General features: G+C 68.2%; 22 protein-coding genes and 1 tRNA gene. 8 read left to right on the top strand and 15 right to left on the bottom strand.

What is annotated here, in order from left to right:
- Nucleotides 1–38: 38 nt before the first annotated feature.
- The 4 genes from CFB39_RS28735 to CFB39_RS28720 are packed head-to-tail and all read left to right on the top strand — an operon-like array spanning nucleotide 39 to nucleotide 5,322.
- Nucleotides 39–2,276, top strand: a complete 2,238-nt coding sequence (locus CFB39_RS28735; protein WP_089475371.1) for a TonB-dependent siderophore receptor — start codon at nucleotides 39–41, stop codon at nucleotides 2,274–2,276.
- Complete coding sequence (locus CFB39_RS28730) at nucleotides 2,276–2,539, top strand: hypothetical protein (protein ID WP_089475370.1); 264 nt, start codon at nucleotides 2,276–2,278, stop codon at nucleotides 2,537–2,539. Before CFB39_RS28735 ends, CFB39_RS28730 begins: the two co-directional genes overlap by 1 nt.
- A 1-nt stretch (nucleotide 2,540) precedes the next feature.
- Nucleotides 2,541–4,052, top strand: a complete 1,512-nt coding sequence (locus CFB39_RS28725; protein WP_089475369.1) for a PepSY domain-containing protein — start codon at nucleotides 2,541–2,543, stop codon at nucleotides 4,050–4,052.
- A 22-nt stretch (nucleotides 4,053–4,074) separates the two neighbouring features.
- On the top strand, nucleotides 4,075–5,322 hold the full coding sequence (locus CFB39_RS28720) for a RhtX/FptX family siderophore transporter (RefSeq protein WP_089463504.1): 1,248 nt from the start codon (nucleotides 4,075–4,077) through the stop codon (nucleotides 5,320–5,322).
- Between the two features lie 194 nt (nucleotides 5,323–5,516).
- Here CFB39_RS28720 and CFB39_RS28715 read toward each other — a convergent pair.
- Nucleotides 5,517–5,601 (bottom strand) — tRNA-Leu (locus CFB39_RS28715).
- A gap of 141 nt (nucleotides 5,602–5,742) precedes the next feature.
- On the opposite strand from CFB39_RS28715, the gene CFB39_RS28710 reads away from it, so the two are divergent.
- Entirely contained in the window at nucleotides 5,743–7,068 is a 1,326-nt protein-coding gene (locus tag CFB39_RS28710; RefSeq protein ID WP_089475368.1) for a leucine-rich repeat-containing protein kinase family protein, read from the top strand.
- Between the two features lie 15 nt (nucleotides 7,069–7,083).
- Here the strand turns inward: CFB39_RS28710 and CFB39_RS28705 are convergent, their stop codons facing one another.
- From CFB39_RS28705 to CFB39_RS28675, 8 genes are all read right to left on the bottom strand, one after another.
- Nucleotides 7,084–7,713, bottom strand: coding sequence for a LysE family translocator (locus CFB39_RS28705; protein WP_089475367.1), 630 nt, complete (start codon nucleotides 7,711–7,713; stop codon nucleotides 7,084–7,086).
- Between the two features lie 99 nt (nucleotides 7,714–7,812).
- On the bottom strand, nucleotides 7,813–7,986 hold the full coding sequence (locus CFB39_RS40380; protein WP_179257740.1) for a hypothetical protein: 174 nt from the start codon (nucleotides 7,984–7,986) through the stop codon (nucleotides 7,813–7,815).
- Nucleotides 7,987–8,017: 31 nt separating this feature from the next.
- Entirely contained in the window at nucleotides 8,018–8,464 is a 447-nt protein-coding gene (locus tag CFB39_RS28700; protein WP_089475366.1) for a copper chaperone PCu(A)C, read from the bottom strand.
- Between the two features lie 80 nt (nucleotides 8,465–8,544).
- Complete coding sequence (gene copC / locus CFB39_RS28695; RefSeq protein WP_089475365.1) at nucleotides 8,545–8,910, bottom strand: copper homeostasis periplasmic binding protein CopC; 366 nt, start codon at nucleotides 8,908–8,910, stop codon at nucleotides 8,545–8,547.
- A gap of 94 nt (nucleotides 8,911–9,004) precedes the next feature.
- Nucleotides 9,005–9,589: a DUF2946 domain-containing protein gene (locus CFB39_RS28690; protein ID WP_089475364.1), complete on the bottom strand. Its 585-nt coding sequence runs from the start codon at nucleotides 9,587–9,589 to the stop codon at nucleotides 9,005–9,007.
- A gap of 92 nt (nucleotides 9,590–9,681) precedes the next feature.
- Nucleotides 9,682–10,176, bottom strand: coding sequence for an SRPBCC family protein (locus tag CFB39_RS28685; protein ID WP_089475363.1), 495 nt, complete (start codon nucleotides 10,174–10,176; stop codon nucleotides 9,682–9,684).
- Between the two features lie 58 nt (nucleotides 10,177–10,234).
- Complete coding sequence (locus CFB39_RS28680; RefSeq protein WP_089426933.1) at nucleotides 10,235–10,537, bottom strand: 2Fe-2S iron-sulfur cluster-binding protein; 303 nt, start codon at nucleotides 10,535–10,537, stop codon at nucleotides 10,235–10,237.
- 88 nt (nucleotides 10,538–10,625) lie between these two features.
- Entirely contained in the window at nucleotides 10,626–12,530 is a 1,905-nt protein-coding gene (locus CFB39_RS28675) for a sigma-54-dependent Fis family transcriptional regulator (protein WP_089475362.1), read from the bottom strand.
- 385 nt (nucleotides 12,531–12,915) lie between these two features.
- Between CFB39_RS28675 and CFB39_RS40960 the strand changes: the two genes are divergently transcribed.
- Nucleotides 12,916–13,191 (top strand): DUF2964 domain-containing protein, encoded by a 276-nt coding sequence (locus CFB39_RS40960; RefSeq protein ID WP_264163869.1) that lies wholly within the window; start codon nucleotides 12,916–12,918, stop codon nucleotides 13,189–13,191.
- Between the two features lie 240 nt (nucleotides 13,192–13,431).
- Nucleotides 13,432–13,719, top strand: coding sequence for a DUF1488 domain-containing protein (locus CFB39_RS28665; protein ID WP_011354308.1), 288 nt, complete (start codon nucleotides 13,432–13,434; stop codon nucleotides 13,717–13,719).
- Nucleotides 13,720–13,968: 249 nt separating this feature from the next.
- On the opposite strand, the gene CFB39_RS28655 is transcribed toward CFB39_RS28665, so the two are convergent.
- Nucleotides 13,969–15,270 (bottom strand): NCS2 family permease, encoded by a 1,302-nt coding sequence (locus CFB39_RS28655; protein ID WP_089426935.1) that lies wholly within the window; start codon nucleotides 15,268–15,270, stop codon nucleotides 13,969–13,971.
- Nucleotides 15,271–16,059: 789 nt separating this feature from the next.
- On the opposite strand from CFB39_RS28655, the gene CFB39_RS28640 reads away from it, so the two are divergent.
- Nucleotides 16,060–16,338 (top strand): hypothetical protein, encoded by a 279-nt coding sequence (locus tag CFB39_RS28640; protein WP_011354312.1) that lies wholly within the window; start codon nucleotides 16,060–16,062, stop codon nucleotides 16,336–16,338.
- Between the two features lie 125 nt (nucleotides 16,339–16,463).
- Here CFB39_RS28640 and CFB39_RS28635 read toward each other — a convergent pair whose 3' ends face one another.
- The 5 genes from CFB39_RS28635 to CFB39_RS28620 all read right to left on the bottom strand — a co-directional run bounded on the left by CFB39_RS28635 (nucleotide 16,464) and on the right by CFB39_RS28620 (nucleotide 20,912).
- Nucleotides 16,464–17,054 (bottom strand): DsbC family protein, encoded by a 591-nt coding sequence (locus CFB39_RS28635; RefSeq protein ID WP_089475361.1) that lies wholly within the window; start codon nucleotides 17,052–17,054, stop codon nucleotides 16,464–16,466.
- Nucleotides 17,055–17,208: 154 nt separating this feature from the next.
- Nucleotides 17,209–17,367, bottom strand: coding sequence for a hypothetical protein (locus CFB39_RS40375; RefSeq protein WP_175240184.1), 159 nt, complete (start codon nucleotides 17,365–17,367; stop codon nucleotides 17,209–17,211).
- Between the two features lie 455 nt (nucleotides 17,368–17,822).
- On the bottom strand, nucleotides 17,823–18,110 hold the full coding sequence (locus tag CFB39_RS28630) for a hypothetical protein (protein WP_089426937.1): 288 nt from the start codon (nucleotides 18,108–18,110) through the stop codon (nucleotides 17,823–17,825).
- 78 nt (nucleotides 18,111–18,188) lie between these two features.
- Nucleotides 18,189–19,094, bottom strand: coding sequence for a metal-dependent hydrolase (locus CFB39_RS28625; protein ID WP_089426938.1), 906 nt, complete (start codon nucleotides 19,092–19,094; stop codon nucleotides 18,189–18,191).
- 30 nt (nucleotides 19,095–19,124) lie between these two features.
- Nucleotides 19,125–20,912 carry an SDR family oxidoreductase gene (locus tag CFB39_RS28620; RefSeq protein WP_089475360.1) on the bottom strand — a complete coding sequence of 596 codons (1,788 nt, stop codon included), beginning with the start codon at nucleotides 20,910–20,912 and terminating at the stop codon, nucleotides 19,125–19,127.
- Nucleotides 20,913–20,949 lie beyond the last annotated feature (37 nt).

Genomic DNA, 20,949 nt, shown 5'->3' with positions numbered 1-20,949 from the left:
TTTGATAATGAGAATGATTATCAAATACGGGGGCGTGAATGCGGTACGAGGTGCTGGAACCTGAGAGATCAAGGACGAAGGGCGCGCGCGTCGCCCGTTTGGAGCGACGGCGCTGGCGTCCGTCGCTGTATCTGGGCCTGCTGATCGCCGCGCATCCGGCGGCGGCGTTCGCCGAGACGGCGCCGGCCTCTGCGCCGGCGTCCGCCGCGGAAGTCCGGAAGGAGGACACGACCGCCGCGAAGCCCGCCGCGGGCGAGCTGAAGGCGATTTCGGTGACCGCATCGCGCGGCGTGGCCGACGATCCGTCGGTGGCGACGGTCGGCAAGATGCCGCTGGCGTTGCGGGAGATTCCGCAGTCGGTCAGCGTGACGACGCGCGAGCGGATCGACCAGCAGAACCTGTTCTCGCTCGACGAGGTGATGCAGCAATCGGCGGGCGTCACCGTGCAGCCGTACGTGCTGCTTACCACCGCGTATTTCGTGCGCGGCTTCAAGGTCGACTCGTTCGAATTCGACGGCGTGCCGGTGGTGATCGGCGACATGGCGAGCGCGCCGCAGGACATCTCCGTGTACGAACGCGTGGAAATCCTGCGCGGTGCGAATGGCCTGCTGCACGGCTCGGGGAACCCGGCCGCGACGGTCAACCTCGTGCGCAAGCGGCCGCAGTACCAGTTCTCGGCGAATGCGAGCGTGAGCGTCGGCAGTTGGGACCGCTATCGCGCGGAAGCCGACATCGGCGGCCCGCTCAACGCGGCCGGCACCGTGCGTAGCCGGCTCGTCGCCGCGTACGAGGATCGCCATTTCTTCTACGACCATGCGAAGCAGGACACGCGCTCGATCTACGGGATCACGGAAGTCGACGTGACGCGCGACACGCTGCTCACGTTCGGCGCGCAGTACCAGACGACGCGATCGATACCCGACATGTCCGGCGTGCCGATGGCGCGCGACGGCTCGAACCTGGGCCTGTCGCGCTCGACGTTCCTCGACACCGCGTGGGGCCACTTCGACTGGGACACGACGCGCGCGTTCGCGTCGGTCGAGCAGAAGCTCGGCGCGGGTTGGAAGGCGAAGGTCAGCGGCGAATACCAGAGCGTGCGCTCGGACCTGAAGTACGCGGGCTCGTTCGGCGCGATCAACCCGGCGACCGGCGCGGGCGGTGCGCTCACGGGCGGAGCGTACCAGTTCAGCAGCTACAGCCGCAGCCTCGATGCGAACGTGCAGGGCCCGGTGCATGCGTTCGGGCTCACGCACGATTTGCTGTTCGGCGTGACCTACGCGAACAGCAGCAGCGGGCAGATGTCGGCGCAGTTGCAGGGCAACGTGGTCGGCACGCCGGTGAACGTGTACCGCTGGAACCCGAGCAGCGTGCCCGAGCCGGACGTCGGCCCGTACCAGCAGTCGCAGCAGAACGACATCTCGCAGAAGGGCGTGTACGGGCTCGGCCGCATCAAGCTCGCGGAACCCGTCACGCTCGTGCTCGGCGGGCGGCTGAGCTGGTGGAACCAGGACAGCCTCGGCGCGCACTACAACACCGGCCACCAGTTCACGCCGTACGGCGGGCTGATCTGGGATTTCGCGCGCGACTGGTCGTGGTACGCGAGCTATGCGGAAGTGTTCCAGCCGCAAACCAAGTCGATGTGGGGCGGCGGCATCCTGACGCCGGTGAAGGGGCGCACCTACGAGACGGGCGTGAAGGGCGAACTCGCGGGCGGCAAGCTGAACGTGTCGCTCGCGGCGTTCCGCATCGACCTCGACAACAACCCGCAGGTCGATCTCGCGCATCCGTGCGCGGGGCCGAACTGCTACTACGTGAACGGCGGCAGCGTGCGCAGCCAGGGCTTCGAATTCGAGGCGAACGGCCGCATCACGCCGTGGTGGAGCGTATGGGCGAGCTACACGTACGACACGATGCGCTATGCGGACAACCTCGCGAACGCGGGCTCGTCGTTCGCGCCGCTGCTGAACCCGCGCCACCTGTTCCGGCTGTGGACGAACTACGACCTGCCGTGGCAGGAGCGGCGCTGGAGCGTCGGCGGCGGCGTGCAGGTGCAGAGCAGTTACTCGGCGCAGGCCAACGGCGTCACGATGAGCCAGGGCGGCTACGCGCTCGCGAGCGTGCGGCTCGGCTACCGCTACGACAAGCACTGGAGCGCGGCGGTCAACGTCAACAACCTGTTCGACCGCAAGTACTACCTGAGCCTGAGCAACCCGGGCTGGAACAACCGTTACGGAGAACCGCGCAATGTGATGCTGACCGTGCGCGGGCAGTTCTGATGGCGGGCGGCTGGGGGACGCGGGCGGTGCTGGCGATCGGCGGCGTGCTGCCGGGCGCGGTCGCGCTCGCGGTCACGCTGGCCCGTCATTACCCGGCCGACGGCCTGAACCGGCTCTACGCGGCCGTGCTGCTGTCGCTTGCCGCGGGCGTCGCCGCGCTGCTGTGGGTGCTCGTCGCGCCCGGGCGGCGGCAGGCCGCGTGGCGCGCGGGCGCATGGCTCGCGGTGCTCATGCCGTGCGCGATGTGCTGGGGAGGGTGCTGACATGGACGCGTCATTGCGTTCGCGCTGGCGCGCGCTGCATCGCGGCGCCGGTGCGCTGTTCGGCGTGGTGCTGTTCGTCGTGCTGTTCAGCGGCACGTGGAGCCTCGCGACCGATTCGATGCAGGGCTGGTGGCGGCCGTCGTCGGTCGCCGTCGCGCGGCCGTCGCTTTCGCTGAATGAACTCGTCGCGCGTGCCGCGGCGCTCGGCGTGCCATTGCGCGAGGCGCGCGTCGTGCTGCCGCGACCGGACGATCCGGCGATCCGTTTCTGCGACGCGCGCCAGGCGTGCACGCTGGCGCTCGACCCGGCGACGGGCGAGCGGCTGGCCGACGGCGGACGCGCGGCGTTGCTCGTCACGCTGCACAAGACGCTGTTCGCGGGCTTTCCCGGGCGCATCTTCGTGAGCCTGTGGGGGATCGTGCTGCTCGTGCTCATCGTCGCGGGCTTGATCGTGCATCACCGGCGCTGGCCCGATGCCGCGCGCATCCGGCGCGGCAAAGGATTGCGCGCCGCGCTGTTCGACCTGCATGCGTGGATCGGCCTGTGGGGCTCGCCGTGGCTCGTGCTGTTCGCATTCACCGGCGCGATGTCGGGGCTCGGCGCGCTCGGCACGGTGTCGCTCGCGGGCGTCGCGTATCCGGGGCAGCCGCAGCGCGCGTTCGCCGAACTGCTCGGCGGGCCGCCGCCTGCAACAGCCGGCGGCGCGTGGCAACGCGCGCCCGATCTCGATGCGCTGCTGCGGCGCGACGCGGCGCGCATGCCGGATTTCCGGCCCGAAGCGGTCGTGCTGCATGGCTGGGGCGATGCGAACGCGCGCGTCGAGATCGCCGGCACGACTGCCGGCCTGCCGAGTACGGCGGTGTTCGAGCGTCACCTGTTTCGCGCGGCGGACGGGCTGTGGCTCGCGGATGCCACGTCGCGCGGCCGAGGCTTCTGGCTGCGCACCTTCATCGCGGTGCAGCCGCTGCACTTCGCGCAATACGACTGGGTGGGGGCGATGGGCGGCGTGCTGCGCGTCGTGCATTTCCTGATGGGGCTCGCCGCGTGCGCGCTGTGCGCGACGGGGCTGCATCTGTGGATCGAGCGGCGGCGCGCGCAGCAGGATCGCTCCGCGAACGTGCTGGCCGCCGCCGCCGTCGGCACCTGCGGCGGGCTCGTGCTCGCGGGCGGCGTACTGCTGTTCGCCGGGCGTGCATTACCCGCTGGCGTGCACGTCGATCATCTGCTCGCGATGCTGTTCTGGGCCGTGTGGGGCGGCGCGGTCGCGCTGGCGGCGTGCGTGGCCGATCGCGCGGCCTGGCTGCGCGGGCTGATGCGCGCGGCCGGCGCAGCGTACGGGCTGGCCGGCGTGACGCACTGCGCGATCGCGCTGCTCGGCGCGGGCGAACCCGTGTACTGGCCGATCGACACGGCACTCGTCGCATTCGGCGCGTTGCTGCTGCGTGCCGCACGTCGTCCGCGCCGGGATGCGCTGCGGCCCGCGCGCATGCCGGCCGGCGCCGAACCTTTTTAATGTTATGCAACTGGAGACTTCGATGCGCGATTTGCTCGAACATCGGCGCCTGGTCATCACGATCACGCTGCTTTACCTGTCACAGGGAATCCCGATCGGCATTGCGATGGACGCGATGCCGACCCTGCTGCGCCACGACGGCGCGCCGCTTCACGCACTGGCGTTCCTGCCGCTCGTCGGTTTGCCGTGGGTCGTGAAATTCCTGTGGGCGCCCGTCGTCGACAACCGCTGGTCGCCGCGCATCGGCCGGCGGCGCAGCTGGATGCTGCCGATGCAGACGCTCGTCGTGCTGTGCCTCGGCAGCCTCGCGCAGATCGGCATGACGGTCGCGACGGCCGGGTGGGCGGTCGGCCTGCTGGCCGTCGCGTCGCTCGCGAGCGCGACGCAGGACATCGCGAACGACGGAATGGCGGCCGAGCACTTCAGCGGCGACACGCTCGCGAAGATCAACGCGATCCAGATCGCGGGCGTGATGATCGGCTTCTTCGGCGGCGGCGCCGGCACGTTGACGCTGATCGGCCTGTTCGGGCAGCGTGCCGCGTTTCTCGCGCTGGCTGCCGTGCCGCTCGCGAGCCTCGCGTGCGTGCTGTGGGTGCTGCCGCGCGATGCGGATCGTGCACGTGTGCAAGCCGAACCCAACGCGAGCCTCGTGCGCTTCGCGAAGCGGCCGCGTTCGTGGTCGCTGCTGTCGTTGGCACTTCTGTCGGCGATGACGGCCGTGTCGGGCTTCGGCCTGTCGAAGCTGTTTCTCAACGACGCGGGCTGGTCGCTCGACGCGATCGGGAAGCTCGGGATGGCCGGCGGCATCGTGACGGTCGTGCTCGGGTGCGGCGGCGGTGCGTGGCTTGTCCGGCGGCTCGGGTTGTGGCCTGCGTTTACGGCCGGCGTGAGCTGTGCGGGCGCGGCCGCGCTGCTGTGGTTCGCGCAGGCGAGCGGATGGCTGCCGGTGGCGTCGTCGTGGGCCTGGCTGTGCACGGTGCTCGGTTCGCTGGCGACCGGGATCACGTCGGTGTCGATCATGACGGCCGGCATGCGCTTCGCGGGCGGCAGCGACCAGGCCGGCACCGACGTGACGGCCGTGCAGAGCACGCGCGATCTCGGCGAACTGATCGCGTCGTCGACGATTTTGTCGCTGACCGCGAAGGTGGGTTATACGGGCGGGTTTCTCGCCGGTGTGGCGCTGGCGGTGCTGGCCGCGTTGATCGCAATGCGGTTGCGGCGGCGGGAGGCGGCGTATGCGGTGAAGGGGGAGGATGCGCTGGCGTCGTGAGTGACGCGGCGTACACATACGCTTCCGGCTGTCCGGACGGCAGTCGGGAGCGCGCGCGAATTCGCAGCAGCATGGTGCCTGGTTGCAGCCTGATGTGGGAATCGGAAACAGCGGTGCGCGATTGCGCGGGATGATCGTCGATCGTTGCCGGAATGCGTTTGTCGCATGTCGCGCAACGATGAGAGAAGAAATCCTGGTGCCGACGGCGAGACTCGAACTCGCACAGCTTTCGCCACTACCCCCTCAAGATAGCGTGTCTACCAATTTCACCACGTCGGCACTGCAAGGGGCGCAATTCTAGCGCGACGTTGCGCGTTTGTGAAGGGGGTGTGACAAGATCGGTGAATGCACGCAGGCGATCCCGGTAGAATTCGGGCGATCGACCCGACGATCGTCGCAACCGCCACCCGTTTTCCCCGCGTGACACACACCCTCGAACAACTGCAGGCCGGCCAGCTCGCCGGCGCACGGCAACTCAAGCTCGCATGCGGGTTGACGGAATTCCCGCGCGCGATCTTCGATCTCGCCGACACGCTCGAAGTGCTCGACCTCACCGGCAATGCGCTGTCCGCACTGCCGGACGACCTGCCGCGGCTGCACCGCCTGCGCATCCTGTTCGCGTCCGGCAACCGCTTCACCGCGTTCCCCGACGTGCTCGGCGCGTGCGGGCAGCTCGACATGATCGGCTTCAAGGCGAACCGGATTCAAACGGTGCCGAGCGGGTCGCTGCCGCGCGCGCTGCGCTGGCTGATCCTCACCGACAACGCCATCGACGCATTGCCGGCCGATATCGGCGATTGCTCGCGGCTGCAGAAGCTGATGCTCGCGGGCAACCGGCTGCGCGTGCTGCCGGCGGAAATGGCCGCATGCCGCGCGCTCGAACTGGTTCGCCTGTCCGCGAACCGGCTGGACGCACTGCCCGACTGGCTGCTGCGCCTGCCGCGCCTCGCATGGCTCGCCACCGCAGGCAACCCGTTCGGCGCCGCGCCGGAAGCCGCGGCGTCGGCCGGGCCCGAGGTCGCGAACGTCGACTGGGCATCGCTGGCCTGCGAGCAGAAGCTGGGCGAGGGTGCATCGGGCGTCATTTACCGCGCGCAGTGGCGCGCGGACGGGCATTCGCCACGGGCGGTCGCGGTCAAGCTGTTCAAGGGCGCGGTGACGAGCGACGGCCTGCCCGATTGCGAAATGGCCGCGTGCCTGCACGCCGGCCGCCATCCGAGCATGATCCCGGTGATCGGCAAGGTGAGCGGGCATCCGGACGGCACGCACGGCCTCGTGATGGAACTGGTCGATCCCGCGCTCACGAACCTCGCCGGGCCACCGAGCTTCGCGACCTGCACGCGCGACGTGTATGCGGCCGACGCGAAATTCACGCCGGTGGAGGCGGTGCGGATCGCGCATGGCATCGCGTCGGTGGCGGGCCATCTGCACACCCGCGGCATCATGCATGGCGACCTGTACGCGCACAACATCCTGCACGATGGCGAAGGCGGCGCGCTGCTCGGGGATTTCGGCGCGGCGTCGCTCTATGACGTGAACGATTGCACGCGCGCTACGGCGTTCGAACGGATCGAGGTACGGGCGTTCGGCCATCTGCTCGGCGAGTTGCTCGAGCGATGCGAGCCGCGCACGTGGGCCAGCCGAAACGTGCTCGATGCGCTCGCGGTGGCCTGCCTCAATGAAGACGTCGATGCGCGGCCGTCGTTCGGCGAGATCGCGGCCGAGCTGGCCGCACACACGCGCTGACGGGCGCGCGTCGGCTTACGCCTGACGCGCGGTCAGCAGCCTGATCCCCAGCCCGACGAACAGCAGCCCGCTGGCGCGCTTGAGCGCACGCACCGCGCGGCTCATGCCGAAGCCGCGATGGAAGCGGCGCACGCCGGCCGAATAGACGCTGTGAACGATCACCACCGTGCACGCGATCGTCGCGTACATCACGACGAACTGCAGCGCGAGCGGGCGGTCGTGCACGATGAACTGCGGCATGAACGCCGACAGGAAGATCATCGTCTTCGGATTGCTGCCCGACACGAACAGCGCTTCGCGGAACAGTTTCCCGCGGTCGGGTGCGGCGAATTCCGCTTCTCCGGTCGCAGCGGCGGCCTTGCGGTCGCCGCGCAGTTGCCGGACACCGAGGAAGATCAGGTACGCGGCGCCGACCACCTTCATCGCGACGAACAGCGGCGGCATCGCGGCCAGCACCGCGCCGACGCCGAGCGCGACGAGCACCACGACCACCCCTTGCGCGACGAGGTTGCCCGCGATCGTCGCGGCCGTGCCGTGCGTGCCGTAGCGCACCGTGTTGCGGATGACGAGCAGCACGTTCGGCCCCGGCGACAGCGTCGTGGCGAGATAGGCTGCGGCAAACAGTATCCAGGTCTGAATGGACATGCGGCGCTCCGAGAGGCGGTTCCGGCGGTCGGGATGAAGCGATGATGCCACGCCAATAATGGGCGCAGGCTCGCGCCGGAACCGCGCCGTCGCGGTGCGTCAGCTGGCGTCGCGCATGCAGTACGCCGGGATCGACGGCGGCGTATCGATCGCGGCGGGGCGCGTCATCCACGCGATCCACCCGGCCCATATCCCGCAGACGATCATCACGGCGACGTTCACCGGTGTCCGGTAGCGGACGATCAGGTCGGCCAGCGGCAGGCGATGTTTCATGTGCATCTCCTTCGATCGGGGGCGGTGGACGTTACTGGCCGGCGTAGGTCGGCGCCTTGGCGTCGCAGGTCACGGACACCGTCGATCCGTCCGCGAAATGCAGCCGGAACGGCACCTTCGCGCCGGGCGCGACGGCCTGGCGCGGTTGCTCGAGCATCACGTGATAGCTCTTCGGCTTGAAGGTCAGCGTGCCGTGCGCGGGCACTTCGACGGCGTCGACATGGACCATCTTCGCGGTGCTGCCGCTCGTTTGCGTTTCATGCAGCATCGCCATCCCGTACGCCGGCGAGTCGAGGCCGGTCAGCGTGACGGGCGCGTCGCCGTCGTTCTTCAGCGTGAAGTAGCCGGACGACGGCACGGTGGCCGGCATCGCGCGAATCCAGCAGTTTTCTGCCTGCACGGCCGGCGCGGCGAACGTGGCGGGGGCTTGCAGCGCCAGCAGTGCGAACAGCAGGCCGGTCGGAATCGAGCGCTTCATGGTTGGTTCTCCTGATGGGTAGATGCAGTGGAAAAGGGGGCAACGCGGCCGGCACGGAACGCCGATGCGCATCGCGGACCTCATTTCAGCGTGAACGCGTAGTGACCTTGCGTGCGATGGCCGTCGCTGGCCACCGCGATCCACGCGACCGTGTACGTGCCGGCCGTCAGATTGGTCAGCGCGACCTGCATGCGCTTCCGGTTGCGCGCATCGACGGACGATTTCCCGTCGACGACCGATTGCCCATGGCTGTCGGTGACGGCGATCGAGCTGAAAGCGGGCTCGAGCGCTTCGCTGAAACCGATCGTGACTGCGTGCGGCGCGGTCGAAAGCGCGGCGTCGGCGGCCGGTTCCTGGGTCTTCGGGAGCGCGTGGGCGTGGGCGGCCAGGGTGATGACGAAGCCGAGTGCGGCGAGCGCGCCGCGAACGAAAGAGGGGGTAGTCATGGTCGAATGTGCGAGTGGCGAATCGGATGGCGCAACACGGATTCGACGGACGGATGCACGCGTACCCTCGCAGCAGCACCGAGGGCGGCTGGCGTCAGCGCGAGCGTGCGCGGCCGGACGTTCGCCCGCGAGCGAATGTCGGCGCGACAGTACGAACCGGAAGCCGCCAACCGCACGCACGGCACGACGCCGCGCGCAATACGGTGACACATGATCGTCCTTCGAAACGTGACAGGTCGCACACGCCGGCGGCGTGCGCGGGCCACGCGATGCTTGATGGCATCACGGGCTTTGACGACGAATCAGGACGAGAACGGAGGGGCGCGCGGTTGCGCGGCTGTGTGTGGCAGCGCGCGGCGCAGGCTGTCGAAGCGGGTCGCTTCGCGATGCTGAATGACGTGCACGTTGGCCGCAACGTCAGTTCGGGCGCGGGCAGTGCGGGTGTGTGAGCAAGCAGGCTGCAATAGCCGCATGCCTGGAGGTGGGCCGTCAGGCTCTTCTGCGACGAATCGGCGGCGCGCTCGCCGGTGGCCGGCGCGGTCGAGCAGTAGCCGGCCAGCAGCGTCTCGACGCGCTGCTGCGTCGTCAGTGCCTGTGAGATCGTCGGCGCGAGCGCCGTCATCAGGATGGCGAGCATCCCGATCAGACTGCCGATCTTCCGTAGGCGACGACTCAGCATGCGATGCGCGGTGACGTACAGGCGACGATGGAGCGGATTATGCCACGCACGTCGATGCGCATGTCGGCACGAACCTGCGGCGTGGCGGCGCGTTACGCGTGCTTCGCCAGGTATTTCGTGATCAGCGTCATCTGCGCGGCCCAGCCCTGGTCGTTCATCTCGCGCGCTTTCGCGCGGCGCGTTTCGATCAACTGGTCGAAACCCGTTTCGGTGACCGTGAGCAGCGTGCCGCCGGCCTGTGCGGCGAGCGTGAACGTGACGAGCGTCATCGGCTCGGACGCGTAATCGAAATTCGGGTCGATCGCGAACGGATGCCAGCGAAACGAGAACAGTTGCTTCGGCTCGACGCGGTCGACGACGATTTCGAACACAGTGCCCGCGTAGGGTTCTTGCGCCTTGGCGACGTCGTCGTCGACGCGTGTCGGCGTGATGCGGCCGAACAGCGGCTGGCCCGCCGTGAACGGCCCGTCGAACGTGACGCCGAACCACTGGCCGAATTCGCCGGAATTGCTGACGGCTTCCCACACGCGGTCGGGCGATGCGTTGAGCTGGGCCTGTTTTTCGATGCGATCGGTTTGCTGGGTCATGACGTTCTCCACTCCGGATCAACCTTTGCTGGATGGCATGCGCGAGCGCACGCCGCGTCTAGTCGAGCATGACCGCGTCGGGTACGTCGAGCACGAGGTCCGACGTCGCGACGGCCACGCACGGCAGCGTATAGCCGTCGGCTTTTTCCTCGCGGCTCAGCCCCGGCCATTCGATCGTGTAGCGTACGCTGCCGCTGACGATCCGGCAAAGGCAGCTTCGGCACGTGCCGTTGCGGCACGAGCGCGGCAGCGACACGTGCGCGAACGCGGCGGCTTCGAGCAGCGTCAGCGAATCGGGCGCATCGAAGGTCGCGCCGAGCGGTTCGATGCGCACGAGGGGCAGGTGTTCCGGATCGGTCATGGCGGAGGCAGAGGCGGGCGGCGGTTCGGCGGCAACGCGCCAAGCATACCCGAACGTGCTGGCGGCCGGCGCCGGCCGGCCGCCGGCGTCAGTGCCGGCGCAGGTGCCGGTACACGGTATTGCGGGCGAGACCGAGCTCGCGCGCGGCCGCCGACACGTTGCCGCCATGCCGCGCGAGCACGGCGTCGATCACCGCGGCCTGATGGCTTTGCAGTGTCGTGCCTTCGTGCGTGGCGGCCGATGCGGCCGGCGCCGCGGCGGCGGGGGCTGCCGGTGCGTCGTCGCAATCGAGCCAGAAATCGTCGGGCAAATGGGCGAGCGTGATTTCCGCTTCGTCTTCAGCGAGCATGCCGGCCGTACGCAGCACGTTGGTCATCTGGCGCAGGTTGCCGGGCCAGCGGTGGCGCGTGAACGCGTCGAGCACGTCGGCCGCGATGCGGCGCGGCATCGGTTCGCTGCGCGCGAGCCGCGCGAGAATCCGCTCGACGAGCGCGGGCAGGTCGGTGCGTGCGGCGAGCGCCGGCAGCGTGACCGCGAGCCCGTTGATCCGGTAGAACAGGTCTTCGCGGAACGTGCCTTCCGCGATCATCGCGCGCAGGTCGCGGTGGGTCGCGCAGACCACGCGCACGTCGACCGGCACCGCGCGCGCACCGCCGAGCGGCATCACCGCGCGTTCCTGCAGCACGCGCATCAGCCTGACCTGCTGCGCGAGCGGCATGTCGCCGATTTCGTCGAGAAACAGCGTGCCGCCGTCGGCCTGCACGATCTTGCCGGGGCTGCCGCGCTTGCGTGCGCCGGTGAATGCGCCGTCCTCGTAACCGAACAGCTCGGCCTCGATCAGCGAATCGGGCAGCGCCGCGCAGTTGACCGCGACGAACGGGCCGTCCGCACGCGGCGATGCCTGGTGCAGCGCACGGGCGAGCCATTCCTTGCCGGTGCCGGTCTGGCCGAGGATCAGCAGCGGCAGGTCGCGCCCGCGGATCTTCGCGACGCGTTCGAGCATGGCGGCCATGCGTGCGTCGCCCGTGTCGAGCGTCGCGAACGTGATCGTGTCGGGGTCGGGTGTGCGCACCCGTGCGGCGGGCGCGGGCGGCGTGACGGCGACGGTGGTCTTGTGCGCTTCCGCGAATTCGCAGCGCGCCAGCACGCGGACGCCGGTCGACAGCGTGAGGCGGAACATCGCGCCGGGCGCGCGCCCCGCCTGCTGCGCGAGCTGGCCGAAGCGCATGCCGAACAGCGCGTCGCTGGCCTGATGCTGCAGTGCGTCGAACGACGCGCCGAGCTGGAATTGCGCGCTGCGGTTCGCGGCGATCAGCCCGCCGTCGGGGCCGAAGGCGACGAGCCCGGCGAACAGCGAATCGACGCATTCCTCGTGTGCATGAAAGCGCAGCCGCAACGCTTCCGCGCACTGGTTCGCGAACAGGTGGTTCTCGATCAGTTGCGCGGACATCCGCACGAGCGCGAGCGTATGCGGGCTCGAGCCGCGCGGGTCGCCGCTGACGTCGAGCGTGCCGAGCGTGCGGCCGAACGGATCGAAGATCGGCGCGCACGAGCAGGTGAGGATGTGGTTGGCGCGCAGGAAGTGTTCGGAGCCATGCACGGCGACGGCCTGGCCCGATGCGAGCGCGGTGCCGATCGCGTTGGTGCCGCGTGCGCCTTCCGCCCACGACACGCCGGTACACAGCGCGACGCGGTTGGCTTTCTCGATGAAGTCAGCGTCGCCGATGCTGTGCAGGATCACGCCGTCGGCGTCGGTCAGCAGCACGAGGCTTTGCGTGTCGGCGATCTGCGCGTGGAGGTTCTCCATCACCGGGCGTGCGTGCGAGAACAGTGCGTGATTCGTGTCGAGCAGTTCGCGCAGCGCGAGGCGCGACAGCGGCGAGAAATCCGGGCGTTCGTGCGCGCGCAGGCCGACCGCGGTCGAACGCGCATGCGCCTGCGCGAGCAGGTCGGTGCGACCCGCGGTGGCGGGCAGCACGAAGGGTTGCGGCATGACTTGTCTCCTGTCGACAGCAGTTAGCGCTTTAGCGCTTACTGCTGTCCCATGCTTCGCGGTCGACAGCAGTTAGCGCTTTAGCGCTTACTGCTGTCCCATGCTTCGCGGTCGACCAGAGTTAGCGCTTTAGCGCTTACTCTGGTCCCATGCTTCGCGGTCGAACCCGGTGAGCATTTCAACACTCACTCAGGCCCCATGCTCCTCGAAATCGGCCGATCCGGCGCACGCATACGCACCGAAATCCTCTACGGATTCCCGCCTTCGCGTGCGGCGCACCATCGGTGTGCGAACGGCAACCATCCGGGTACGCATCATCATACAAGCGCCGCGTACGAAGCGCGACCGCGAACAAAATCCCCTTGCTTTTAAATGCCCGCCTGCAATGATGGAAATGGAGCACGCACGCGCCGTGTTCCGCATTGCAACATGCATGCGACGCGACATGCATCCGTTCGGGAGACGCATCATGGTTCGGACGGAACTGAGAGTCGTGCTGGCGGCCATCGCCACATTCATCATGCTGGGCGGCATCGCCGTGGCGATCCACGGGCTGCTGTTCGATCTGACCGATGCGGTGCGATACGGGGCGGCCGCGATCGCGGTGGGCGCCACGACGGCTGCCATCGCCCTCAACGTCTGGCCGAACGACCCTCACTGACGCCGGTTTCCGAAACGGTGCCGGATGCCGCGCTGATCTGATGAAAGGCGCGTCGGAACGACGCACGCCGGAAAATTTGTCTCCTGCGCGAAACCGTCTAAAGTGGAAATCAACCGGCATGCATTGTCCGCGCCTATCCCCGCGGGCGGTGCCTCCGCCGGCGAGCCCGCGTACATTTCGTCCGGCCGGTAGCGGACGACGGACGCGGTCATTCGTTTTCTACCGGTCGAGGCGGCTCCCATGCAGATCCATTTCACGAACGAGAAGCCCGAGTATTCGGGGCGCGACCTGATGCTGGCGTTCACGGCGTTGGTCAATGGCGAGCGCGTCCAATGTCAGATCACCGCCGAGGCGCTGGAAGATCACTTCGGCGCGGCGTCGCCGCGCTTCGAGGACATGGTCGGCGCGTTCGATCAGCACCGCGACCGTATCGAGGCGGCTGCACGCCGCCTGCTGTCGGAGACGCGCGCGCAATGCGTGACGCTGCGCAGCGGCTACGTCCGCTTCTACGAGGCCAACTGGCGCTGACGACACGACGCCCGTCTGGCGGCGCACGTCGCTGAACGCTGCGCATGCGAAGACGTTGCCTTGCACGCAATGCCGTTCGGCGGGGCCGGGCGGCATTTTCGTATGCGGGCCGCACCGGCTTGCCCGACCGTCGGCATGGCCGGACGTGTCGATTCGTCAGGATCGCAGAAGAATCATGCGAAAACGAAAACGCCACCCGAAGGTGGCGTTTTTTCATCGTGCATCATGCCGCGCGCCGAAGCGCCGCCGTCATTCGCTGCCGAGATAGAAGAAGCGGAACAGGAACACGGCTGCGATGAGCCACACGATCGGCTTGACCGAGCGGGCCTGGCCGGTCAGCAGCTTGAGGCCGCCGTACGCGATGAAGCCGAATGCCACGCCGTTCGCGATCGAGTACGTGAACGGCATCAGCAGGGCGGTCAGCGCGGCCGGCACGGCTTCCGTGGCATCGTCCCACGGCACCTCGACCATCTCGCGCAGCATCAGGCACGACACGTACAGCAGGGCCGGTGCCGTCGCGTAGGCCGGCACGACGCCGGCGAGCGGCGCGATGAACAGGCACGCGAGGAACAGCACCGCGACGGTGATGGCCGTCACGCCCGTGCGGCCGCCGGCCTGCACGCCCGACGCGCTTTCGATATACGCGGTGGTCGACGACGTGCCGAGCACCGAGCCCGCGACGATCGCCGTGCTGTCGGCGAGCAGCGCCTTGTTCAGGCGGTTCATCTTGCCTTCGACGAGCAGGCCCGCGCGGTTCGCGACGCCCATCAGCGTGCCCGTCGCGTCGAACAGCTCGACGAGGAAGAACACGAGGATCACGTTGATGATGCCGGTCGACAGCGCGGCGCCGATGTCGAGCTTGAACAGCGTCGCATCGATCGACGGCGGCGCGGAGAACACGCCGTGGAACTGGTTGTCACCGAAGAAGAACGACAGGATCGTGACGCCGATGATGCCGATCAGGATCGCGCCGCGCACGCGCAGGTGGTCGAGCGTGACGATCGTGAAGAAGCCGACGATCGCGAGGATCGTGTCGTGCTTGTGCAGGTCGCCCAGCGTGACGAGCGTGGCCGGGTTGCCGACGATCACGCCCGACGTCTTCAGCGAGATGATGCCGAGGAACAGGCCGATACCCGCGGTGATCGAGATCCGCAGCGATTTCGGAATGCCGTTGACGATCGCCTCTCGTACGCGGAACAGCGTGACGAGCAGGAACAGGCAGCCGGAGATGAACACCGCGCCGAGCGCGGCCTGCCACGTGAAGCCCATTCCCTTGACGACCGTGTACGCGAAATACGCGTTCAGGCCCATGCCGGGCGCGCATGCGATCGGGTAGTTCGCGTACAGCCCCATGATGAGCGACGCCAGCGCCGCGACGAGGCAGGTCGCGACGAACACGGATTCCTTCGGCATGCCGGCGTCGCCGAGGATCGCGGGGTTGACGAAGATGATGTAGGCCATCGTCAGGAACGTGGTGACGCCCGCGAGTATTTCGGTGCGGAAGTCGGTGCCGGCTTCAGCGAAGCCGAAATACCGCTTGATGGATTCCATGAAGGCGTTTCTCCGGTCGGTTGTCGTGTTGCTTGTTGTGCCGAATTGTTGTAAAGGCAGCGCGGCCGGCTTACTGTAACCAGCCACTATTGCCCGGCTATCGGCGGATTGTAATAGCGCGGATAGCTCGGACGATATAGTTGGAGGGCACGATCGAAAGATCGATCGGCTGCCTGCGCGCGAACGGTCTGGCAGCCCGGCCGCGCGACGAAGGCGCGCATTTTACCGGTTCGGGCGGAACGGGCCGGCAGAAATGGCTGAAACGGGAGCGGGATGCGCGAACGACGCCGGCCGATGCGTGCGCAACGGCAAGCAAGACGGCACGCGCGGTGGATCACGCGGCGTGGATGCGGGACGATGACATCCGACTGAAACGGAGCGCCCGCATGCTGCACGAACGCGGGGCAGGCGGCGCGTGCACGCGAACGCACGTGCGTGGCCGGTGCGGATGCCCGGCAGCGGCGTGCAGCGGCCATTCGTCAGTCCAGGCGGGTGCAGATATCGGGCTATCGTGCGCCGAAGCCGTCCCGCCCGCAACTGTCATTTCGCGAAGCGGGCGCGACTGTGGTTTCTGTGTAAAAGATTGCAAGACCCCATCGCATAAACCGGCAAGTCTTTCTAGGATAGATACACCGCGCATGCACACGCCGGCCAGTAATTGCCGACGCGGGGGAGTCGCAGTCCGTGCAGGCCGGGCGGTGAAGTGCGGTCAAGGCCGTTGCGTGTTCGGGCAGGCACGGCCGCTTGCGATTGCCCGATGCGGGTTCGTCCGTAATCACGGAGGTCAGCATGTTGAACTGGATCAGCCGTTGGGCGATGCGACACGCCCCCACGCCGGAAAAAACCGCTGCGTCGATGCTCGTGACGGCGCGCATGGAACTGTTCGCAGCCGAACAGCGCGTCATCGACGCGAAATTACAAGCGGATTACTGGCGTACACGTGTGTCATTCCTGGAGGAGGTGCAGAAGCAGGGCATCGATCCGTGGGTGACCTCGCAGGCAGCGCAACGTCCCGACCTCGAGTCCACTCCCCGAAGCACGGGCCCGCGTCTCGCCGCCAGCACCTGATGCACCTGCTGCATCCCGTCGCTGCGCACGGCGCGCGATCGGTCGCGGCACGCACCGGCGTGCCGCGTCATTGAAAGCGCACCCGCGATGCGATAGCGCGTCGCGGGTGCGTGCATTTCCTCGATTCAGTCATTCAGCAACGTTTCGATGGCGGGTGCGGAAACCGCACCGGACATCATGCGGCCGTTCGCGTTGAACAGCGTCGGCGTGCCGCGCAGGCCCAACGCAAGGCCGAGCGAGCGGATCTGTGCGAGCGGTGCGGCACACGTGCCGGCGGCAGGTTGCACGTTGTCGATCATCCACGCTTTCCACGCCGCATTCCGGTCATTCGCGCACCAGACGCCGCGCGCATGCGCGGCGGCCTGCGGATGGAGTCCCTCGAGCGGATAGAGGAAGGTGTGAATGGTCACGTTGTCGATCCGTTCCAGCGTGCGCTCCAGTCTTTTGCAATAGGAACAATCCGGATCGGAGAAGACGTAGAGCGTCCGCTTGCCGTTGCCGCGGACCGTCTGGATCGCGTGGGCGCGCGCCATCGACGCCAGAACCGCGCCGGTGTCGCGCGCCGCAATGCGGGTGCCGGGGAGCAGCGTGAGCGCGCCGGAAGACGCTGCGGGCGCGCCGTGACTTGCCGGTGCGGGCGCCGCGTTCAGGATGGAGGGGAGGCTCGCGAGCAGGCTCGAAAGCACGGTCAACCGGAGCAGCATTCGTTTTGTCATGTTGATTCGGTATGCGAATAATTTGGAAGATCCGCACACCACGTACGTACGTGACCAACGAGTGCGAGTCCGGTTCAGTGCATGGCGTGAACGCGTCGGCGATGCCCGGCCGGCCGGGCATCACGCCGGCGTGCTCGGGCAACGCGCACGGCGCTCAGTGGCCGGCGGCCTCCGCGCTTGCCTGGTCGTTCGCGTGGTCGCTGGTCTGTTGCTGGGCAGCGGGCGCGTCGTGGTCAGGATCGTCGCAGGCCACGGCGTTGCCGCTGACGGCGAATGCTGCGGCGAGAGCAAGTATCACTCGGGATGCGTTCATCAGATAATCTCCGGTTTCGATGGGTGGGAACGCCTTCTCGGGTGACACAAGGCGTTCGGGATTCGTAGTGTGTCCGCGCCGCATCGATGCGACCAACTTCCTGAAGAGAATCTCAATACGCGGGTGCTTTCGGTCCCGTGTTCCCGCCGGCGCGAGCGTCGCGGGCGGCTGACGGGCAACGTGCTTGCGCGGCCCGTCGTGTTCTCCGTTCGATTCACTGGACCGGACGGACGGCGCGCAAATTTGAAAAAAAAGCCTCGACCGTTTCCGGCGAGGCCTGGTGTGAGGTGCGGCGGTACCCATCGGCGCGCTGACGCGCCAGCGCCGTCGATGACGCACCGTTTCGTGCCTGTGCCTGGCGATGGATCGCGATGGCAATGAGCGCGAACACAGGCACGCGAGCGCGTGCGTCGCCGCGCGGCGGCGTCAATGGCAATGTTCGACGCGGGCGCGGGTCACGCGTCGCGTTGCGCGAGCCCGTTCACGAGCAGCTCGGACAGCAGGCCCGTCATCCCTTCCGGGTGCGTGGCCGCGCGGGCCTTGAGTTGTTCGACGAGGTCGGCATTGAGCTTGCAGGCGAACGGCACGAGGCCCTGTTCCTGGTCGAGCTTGCGCTGCGCGCGGCGGTCGAGCTTGGTGGCTTCTTCGGCGCCCTTGCCGAAACGCGCGGAGCTGGATTGCTTCAGCGCGTGCGTCAGCTTGAGCGCCTTGTTCTTTTCGAGATCGGTTTTCTTCATGGCCATCGCGGCACCTCCGGGAAATGAAGCCGCGATTGTACGCATTTCGGCGGGCGACGCCCGCCGAGCCCGCGGGAAACCCGTTCAGGCACCCTTCGTCGTGCCCCAGTTGCCGCCGTGCGCGGCCGCCTGCGCCGCCGGCGAGCGGGCGAGATAGGCGAGCGCCTGTTCGGTCGAGCCTTCGTGGTGCGGCGTATAGCCCGGCTTGAAATAGCGCAGCGCCGCGCCGATCACCTTCCAGAACGACGGCAGGTGCCCGCGCCGCGAGCCTTGCCACCACGCGAGCACGAAACCCGGGTAGCGGCCGGCGGCCGGGTCGCGCCGGTACATGAACTTCGCACCCGTCGTGATGTAGTAGAGCAGCAGCAGGATCACGAACGCCATGTGCACGCAGCGCTCCGGATAGGTGCCGCCCAGGTGCCGGTAGATGTCGAACGCGACCGTGCGGTGCTCGACTTCCTCGGCGCCGTGCCAGCGCAGCAGGTCGACCATCGTCGGGTCGGCCTTGCCTTCGTCGAGCCCGTGCGCGTTGAGCACCCAGTTGCCGAGATAGCCGAAGAAATGCTCGAGCGACGCGATCACCGCGAGCTGCTGGCGCAGCCAGAAGCGCGTGTGGCCGATCTTCAGCCCGAGCGGCTGTTCGCCGAGCACGCGCGTGAAGAGGCGATTGAGCTTCTGCGTGAACGGTTTCGTGTCGATTCCGTGCCGGTCGTAGTAGTGCTTGAGCACGCCGCCGTGCGAACGCGAATGCACGGCTTCCTGCCGCAGGAAGCCTTCGGCCTCGTCGCGCAGGCGCGCATCGGTGATCAGCGGCAACGCCTTGTTGTACACGCGGCAGAACCACAGCTCGCCTTCCGGGAACAGCAGGTTCAGCGTGTTGATGATGTGCGTGCTGCCCGGGTCGTTCGGCACCCAGGTAACCGGCGTGTCGCTGAAGTCGAACTTCACGTGCCGGGCCTTGATCTTGTGATAGTCGGCGGTATCGGTCATCTGTGTCTCCCTGTGCGGCGTCGTGCGCCGTCAATGCGATGCCATGCTGACGCGGGCGATCATCCGGCCGAGCCACGGCATGAAGCGGCCGACGAAGCGCATCGCGTGCGCCTCGCCGCCGACCGCGACGACGGGGCGGTTGCGCAGCACGCCGTCGACCATCGCCTGCGCGACGGTTTCGGGCTTCAGGCCGCGCATCTGGTACAGCTTCGTCGCGCGCTTGCGCAGCCGCGCTTCGTCCTGTGCGTTGGCGCCCGCGTATTGCGTCGACGCCATGATTCCGGTCTCCGCGAAGCCGGGGCACACGGCCGTCACGCCGATGCCTTGTTCCGCGAGTTCCGCGCGCATGCATTCGCTGAGCATCAGCACGGCAGCCTTCGTCGTCGCATACGCGGGCAGGTCGCGCGACGGCCCGAACGCGGCGGCCGAGGCGGTGTTGACGATGTGCCCGCCGGTGCCGCGCGCGGCCATCTGCTGCGCGAACAGCCGCGAGCCGTGGATCACGCCCCACAGGTTCACGTGCAGGATGCGCTCCCAGTGCCGCGTGCTCGTGTCGAGGATGCCGCCGGCCATGCCGATGCCCGCGTTGTTGATCACGACGTCCGCGCCGCCGAGTTCGCTGCCGACCCACGTCGCCAGCGCTTCCATGTCGTCGGCGGACCCGACGTCGACGCGCCTCGCGTGCGCGTGCGCACCGGTCAGCCCGATCAGCAGCGCGGTGCGTTCGGCGCTCGCGAGGTCGATGTCGCACGCGACGACCGTCGCGCCTTCGCGGGCGAACGCGAGCGCCGCGCAGCGGCCGATGCCGCTGCCCGCGCCGGTCACCACCGCGACCTTGCCGCTGAAGCGGCCGCTCGTGGCGCGGCGGCGCGCGTTCGCGAGCGCGGGCGGTTCGTTGCCCGATTCGACCGCGTCGATCAGTTGCCCGGCGAGCGCCGCGAAGCGTGTCGGATCGGCGAGCGGCAGCCAGTGGCCGGCCGCGACTTCACGGCGGTAGTACTGCGGCACCCAGCGCGACAGGTTCTCGGACAGCGCCGGGCTCACGTATTTGTCGCCGAGCGGCACGATCGTCTGCACCGGCGCATGCGCGTAGCGTTCGCGCGGCGCGAACAGGCAGCGGATGAAGTTCGCGCGATAGAGGCGCACGCCGCGCGCGCCGTCGTCGGCTTGCGTCGGGCGCGGCGTGGCGGGCGTTTTTTCGAGCCGGCGCAGCAGGTGGGGCCACGCGCGGCCGAGCCACAGCCGCCAGCCGAGCTCGGGGATGAACGGCAGGTGGAACAGGTACACGTACCACGACCGCACGAGCTGGCCGCCGAGCTTGCCGAGCGACGCGGGTGTCGGGTGCAGCACGCGTTCGCGCAGCCAGAAGCCGACGTGGTCGAGGCACGGCCCCGAGCACGACGTGTACGACGCGATGCGGCCGGCGAGGCGCGGATCGGTGACGAACTCCCAGCCCTGGATCGAGCCCCAGTCGTGCGCGACCAGGTGCACGGCGCGGCCGGGGCAGAGCGCGTCGATCACCGCGACGAAGTCGTCGGTCAGCTTCGCGAGGTGGTAGTCGGCCGTGCGCTTCGGCACGCCGGACAGGCCCGCGCCGCGCACGTCGTATGCGATCACGTAGTGCTTGCGCGCGAGCAGCGGCGCGACGTGCTGCCAGACGCTGCTGTCGTCGGGATAGCCGTGCACGAGCACGACCGGCGAGCGGGCCGGGTCGCCCCAGGTCTTGACCGCGAGCGTCAGGTCGCCGGAGGCGACCGCCGTTTCGCTATGAACCGATTCGAACAGGGCCAGCGGCGCTTCGTCGGAAAGAGGCTGCATCGTGAGTCCGTCGTTCAGGGAGTCGGGAGGATGGGCG

The organism is Burkholderia sp. AU6039, from assembly GCF_002223365.1.
Taxonomy (GTDB): domain Bacteria; phylum Pseudomonadota; class Gammaproteobacteria; order Burkholderiales; family Burkholderiaceae; genus Burkholderia.
The sequence above is the reverse complement of the archived record's forward strand: the minus strand, read 5'-3'. Positions and strand labels throughout refer to the sequence as shown.

What these genes read in the sequence shown, in the direction of transcription:
- CFB39_RS28735 (WP_089475371.1), top strand. Translation starts at nt 39, where the DNA reads ATGCGGTACGAGGTGCTGGAACCTGAGAGATCAAGGACGAAGGGCGCG.
- CFB39_RS28730 (WP_089475370.1), top strand. Translation starts at nt 2,276, where the DNA reads ATGGCGGGCGGCTGGGGGACGCGGGCGGTGCTGGCGATCGGCGGCGTG.
- CFB39_RS28725 (WP_089475369.1), top strand. Translation starts at nt 2,541, where the DNA reads ATGGACGCGTCATTGCGTTCGCGCTGGCGCGCGCTGCATCGCGGCGCC.
- CFB39_RS28720 (WP_089463504.1), top strand. Translation starts at nt 4,075, where the DNA reads ATGCGCGATTTGCTCGAACATCGGCGCCTGGTCATCACGATCACGCTG.
- CFB39_RS28705 (WP_089475367.1), bottom strand. Translation starts at nt 7,713, where the DNA reads ATGTCCATTCAGACCTGGATACTGTTTGCCGCAGCCTATCTCGCCACG.
- CFB39_RS40380 (WP_179257740.1), bottom strand. Translation starts at nt 7,986, where the DNA reads ATGAAACATCGCCTGCCGCTGGCCGACCTGATCGTCCGCTACCGGACA.
- CFB39_RS28700 (WP_089475366.1), bottom strand. Translation starts at nt 8,464, where the DNA reads ATGAAGCGCTCGATTCCGACCGGCCTGCTGTTCGCACTGCTGGCGCTG.
- copC (WP_089475365.1), bottom strand. Translation starts at nt 8,910, where the DNA reads ATGACTACCCCCTCTTTCGTTCGCGGCGCGCTCGCCGCACTCGGCTTC.
- CFB39_RS28690 (WP_089475364.1), bottom strand. Translation starts at nt 9,589, where the DNA reads ATGCTGAGTCGTCGCCTACGGAAGATCGGCAGTCTGATCGGGATGCTC.
- CFB39_RS28685 (WP_089475363.1), bottom strand. Translation starts at nt 10,176, where the DNA reads ATGACCCAGCAAACCGATCGCATCGAAAAACAGGCCCAGCTCAACGCA.
- CFB39_RS28680 (WP_089426933.1), bottom strand. Translation starts at nt 10,537, where the DNA reads ATGACCGATCCGGAACACCTGCCCCTCGTGCGCATCGAACCGCTCGGC.
- CFB39_RS28675 (WP_089475362.1), bottom strand. Translation starts at nt 12,530, where the DNA reads ATGCCGCAACCCTTCGTGCTGCCCGCCACCGCGGGTCGCACCGACCTG.
- CFB39_RS40960 (WP_264163869.1), top strand. Translation starts at nt 12,916, where the DNA reads ATGATGGAAATGGAGCACGCACGCGCCGTGTTCCGCATTGCAACATGC.
- CFB39_RS28665 (WP_011354308.1), top strand. Translation starts at nt 13,432, where the DNA reads ATGCAGATCCATTTCACGAACGAGAAGCCCGAGTATTCGGGGCGCGAC.
- CFB39_RS28655 (WP_089426935.1), bottom strand. Translation starts at nt 15,270, where the DNA reads ATGGAATCCATCAAGCGGTATTTCGGCTTCGCTGAAGCCGGCACCGAC.
- CFB39_RS28640 (WP_011354312.1), top strand. Translation starts at nt 16,060, where the DNA reads ATGTTGAACTGGATCAGCCGTTGGGCGATGCGACACGCCCCCACGCCG.
- CFB39_RS28635 (WP_089475361.1), bottom strand. Translation starts at nt 17,054, where the DNA reads ATGACAAAACGAATGCTGCTCCGGTTGACCGTGCTTTCGAGCCTGCTC.
- CFB39_RS40375 (WP_175240184.1), bottom strand. Translation starts at nt 17,367, where the DNA reads ATGAACGCATCCCGAGTGATACTTGCTCTCGCCGCAGCATTCGCCGTC.
- CFB39_RS28630 (WP_089426937.1), bottom strand. Translation starts at nt 18,110, where the DNA reads ATGGCCATGAAGAAAACCGATCTCGAAAAGAACAAGGCGCTCAAGCTG.
- CFB39_RS28625 (WP_089426938.1), bottom strand. Translation starts at nt 19,094, where the DNA reads ATGACCGATACCGCCGACTATCACAAGATCAAGGCCCGGCACGTGAAG.
- CFB39_RS28620 (WP_089475360.1), bottom strand. Translation starts at nt 20,912, where the DNA reads ATGCAGCCTCTTTCCGACGAAGCGCCGCTGGCCCTGTTCGAATCGGTT.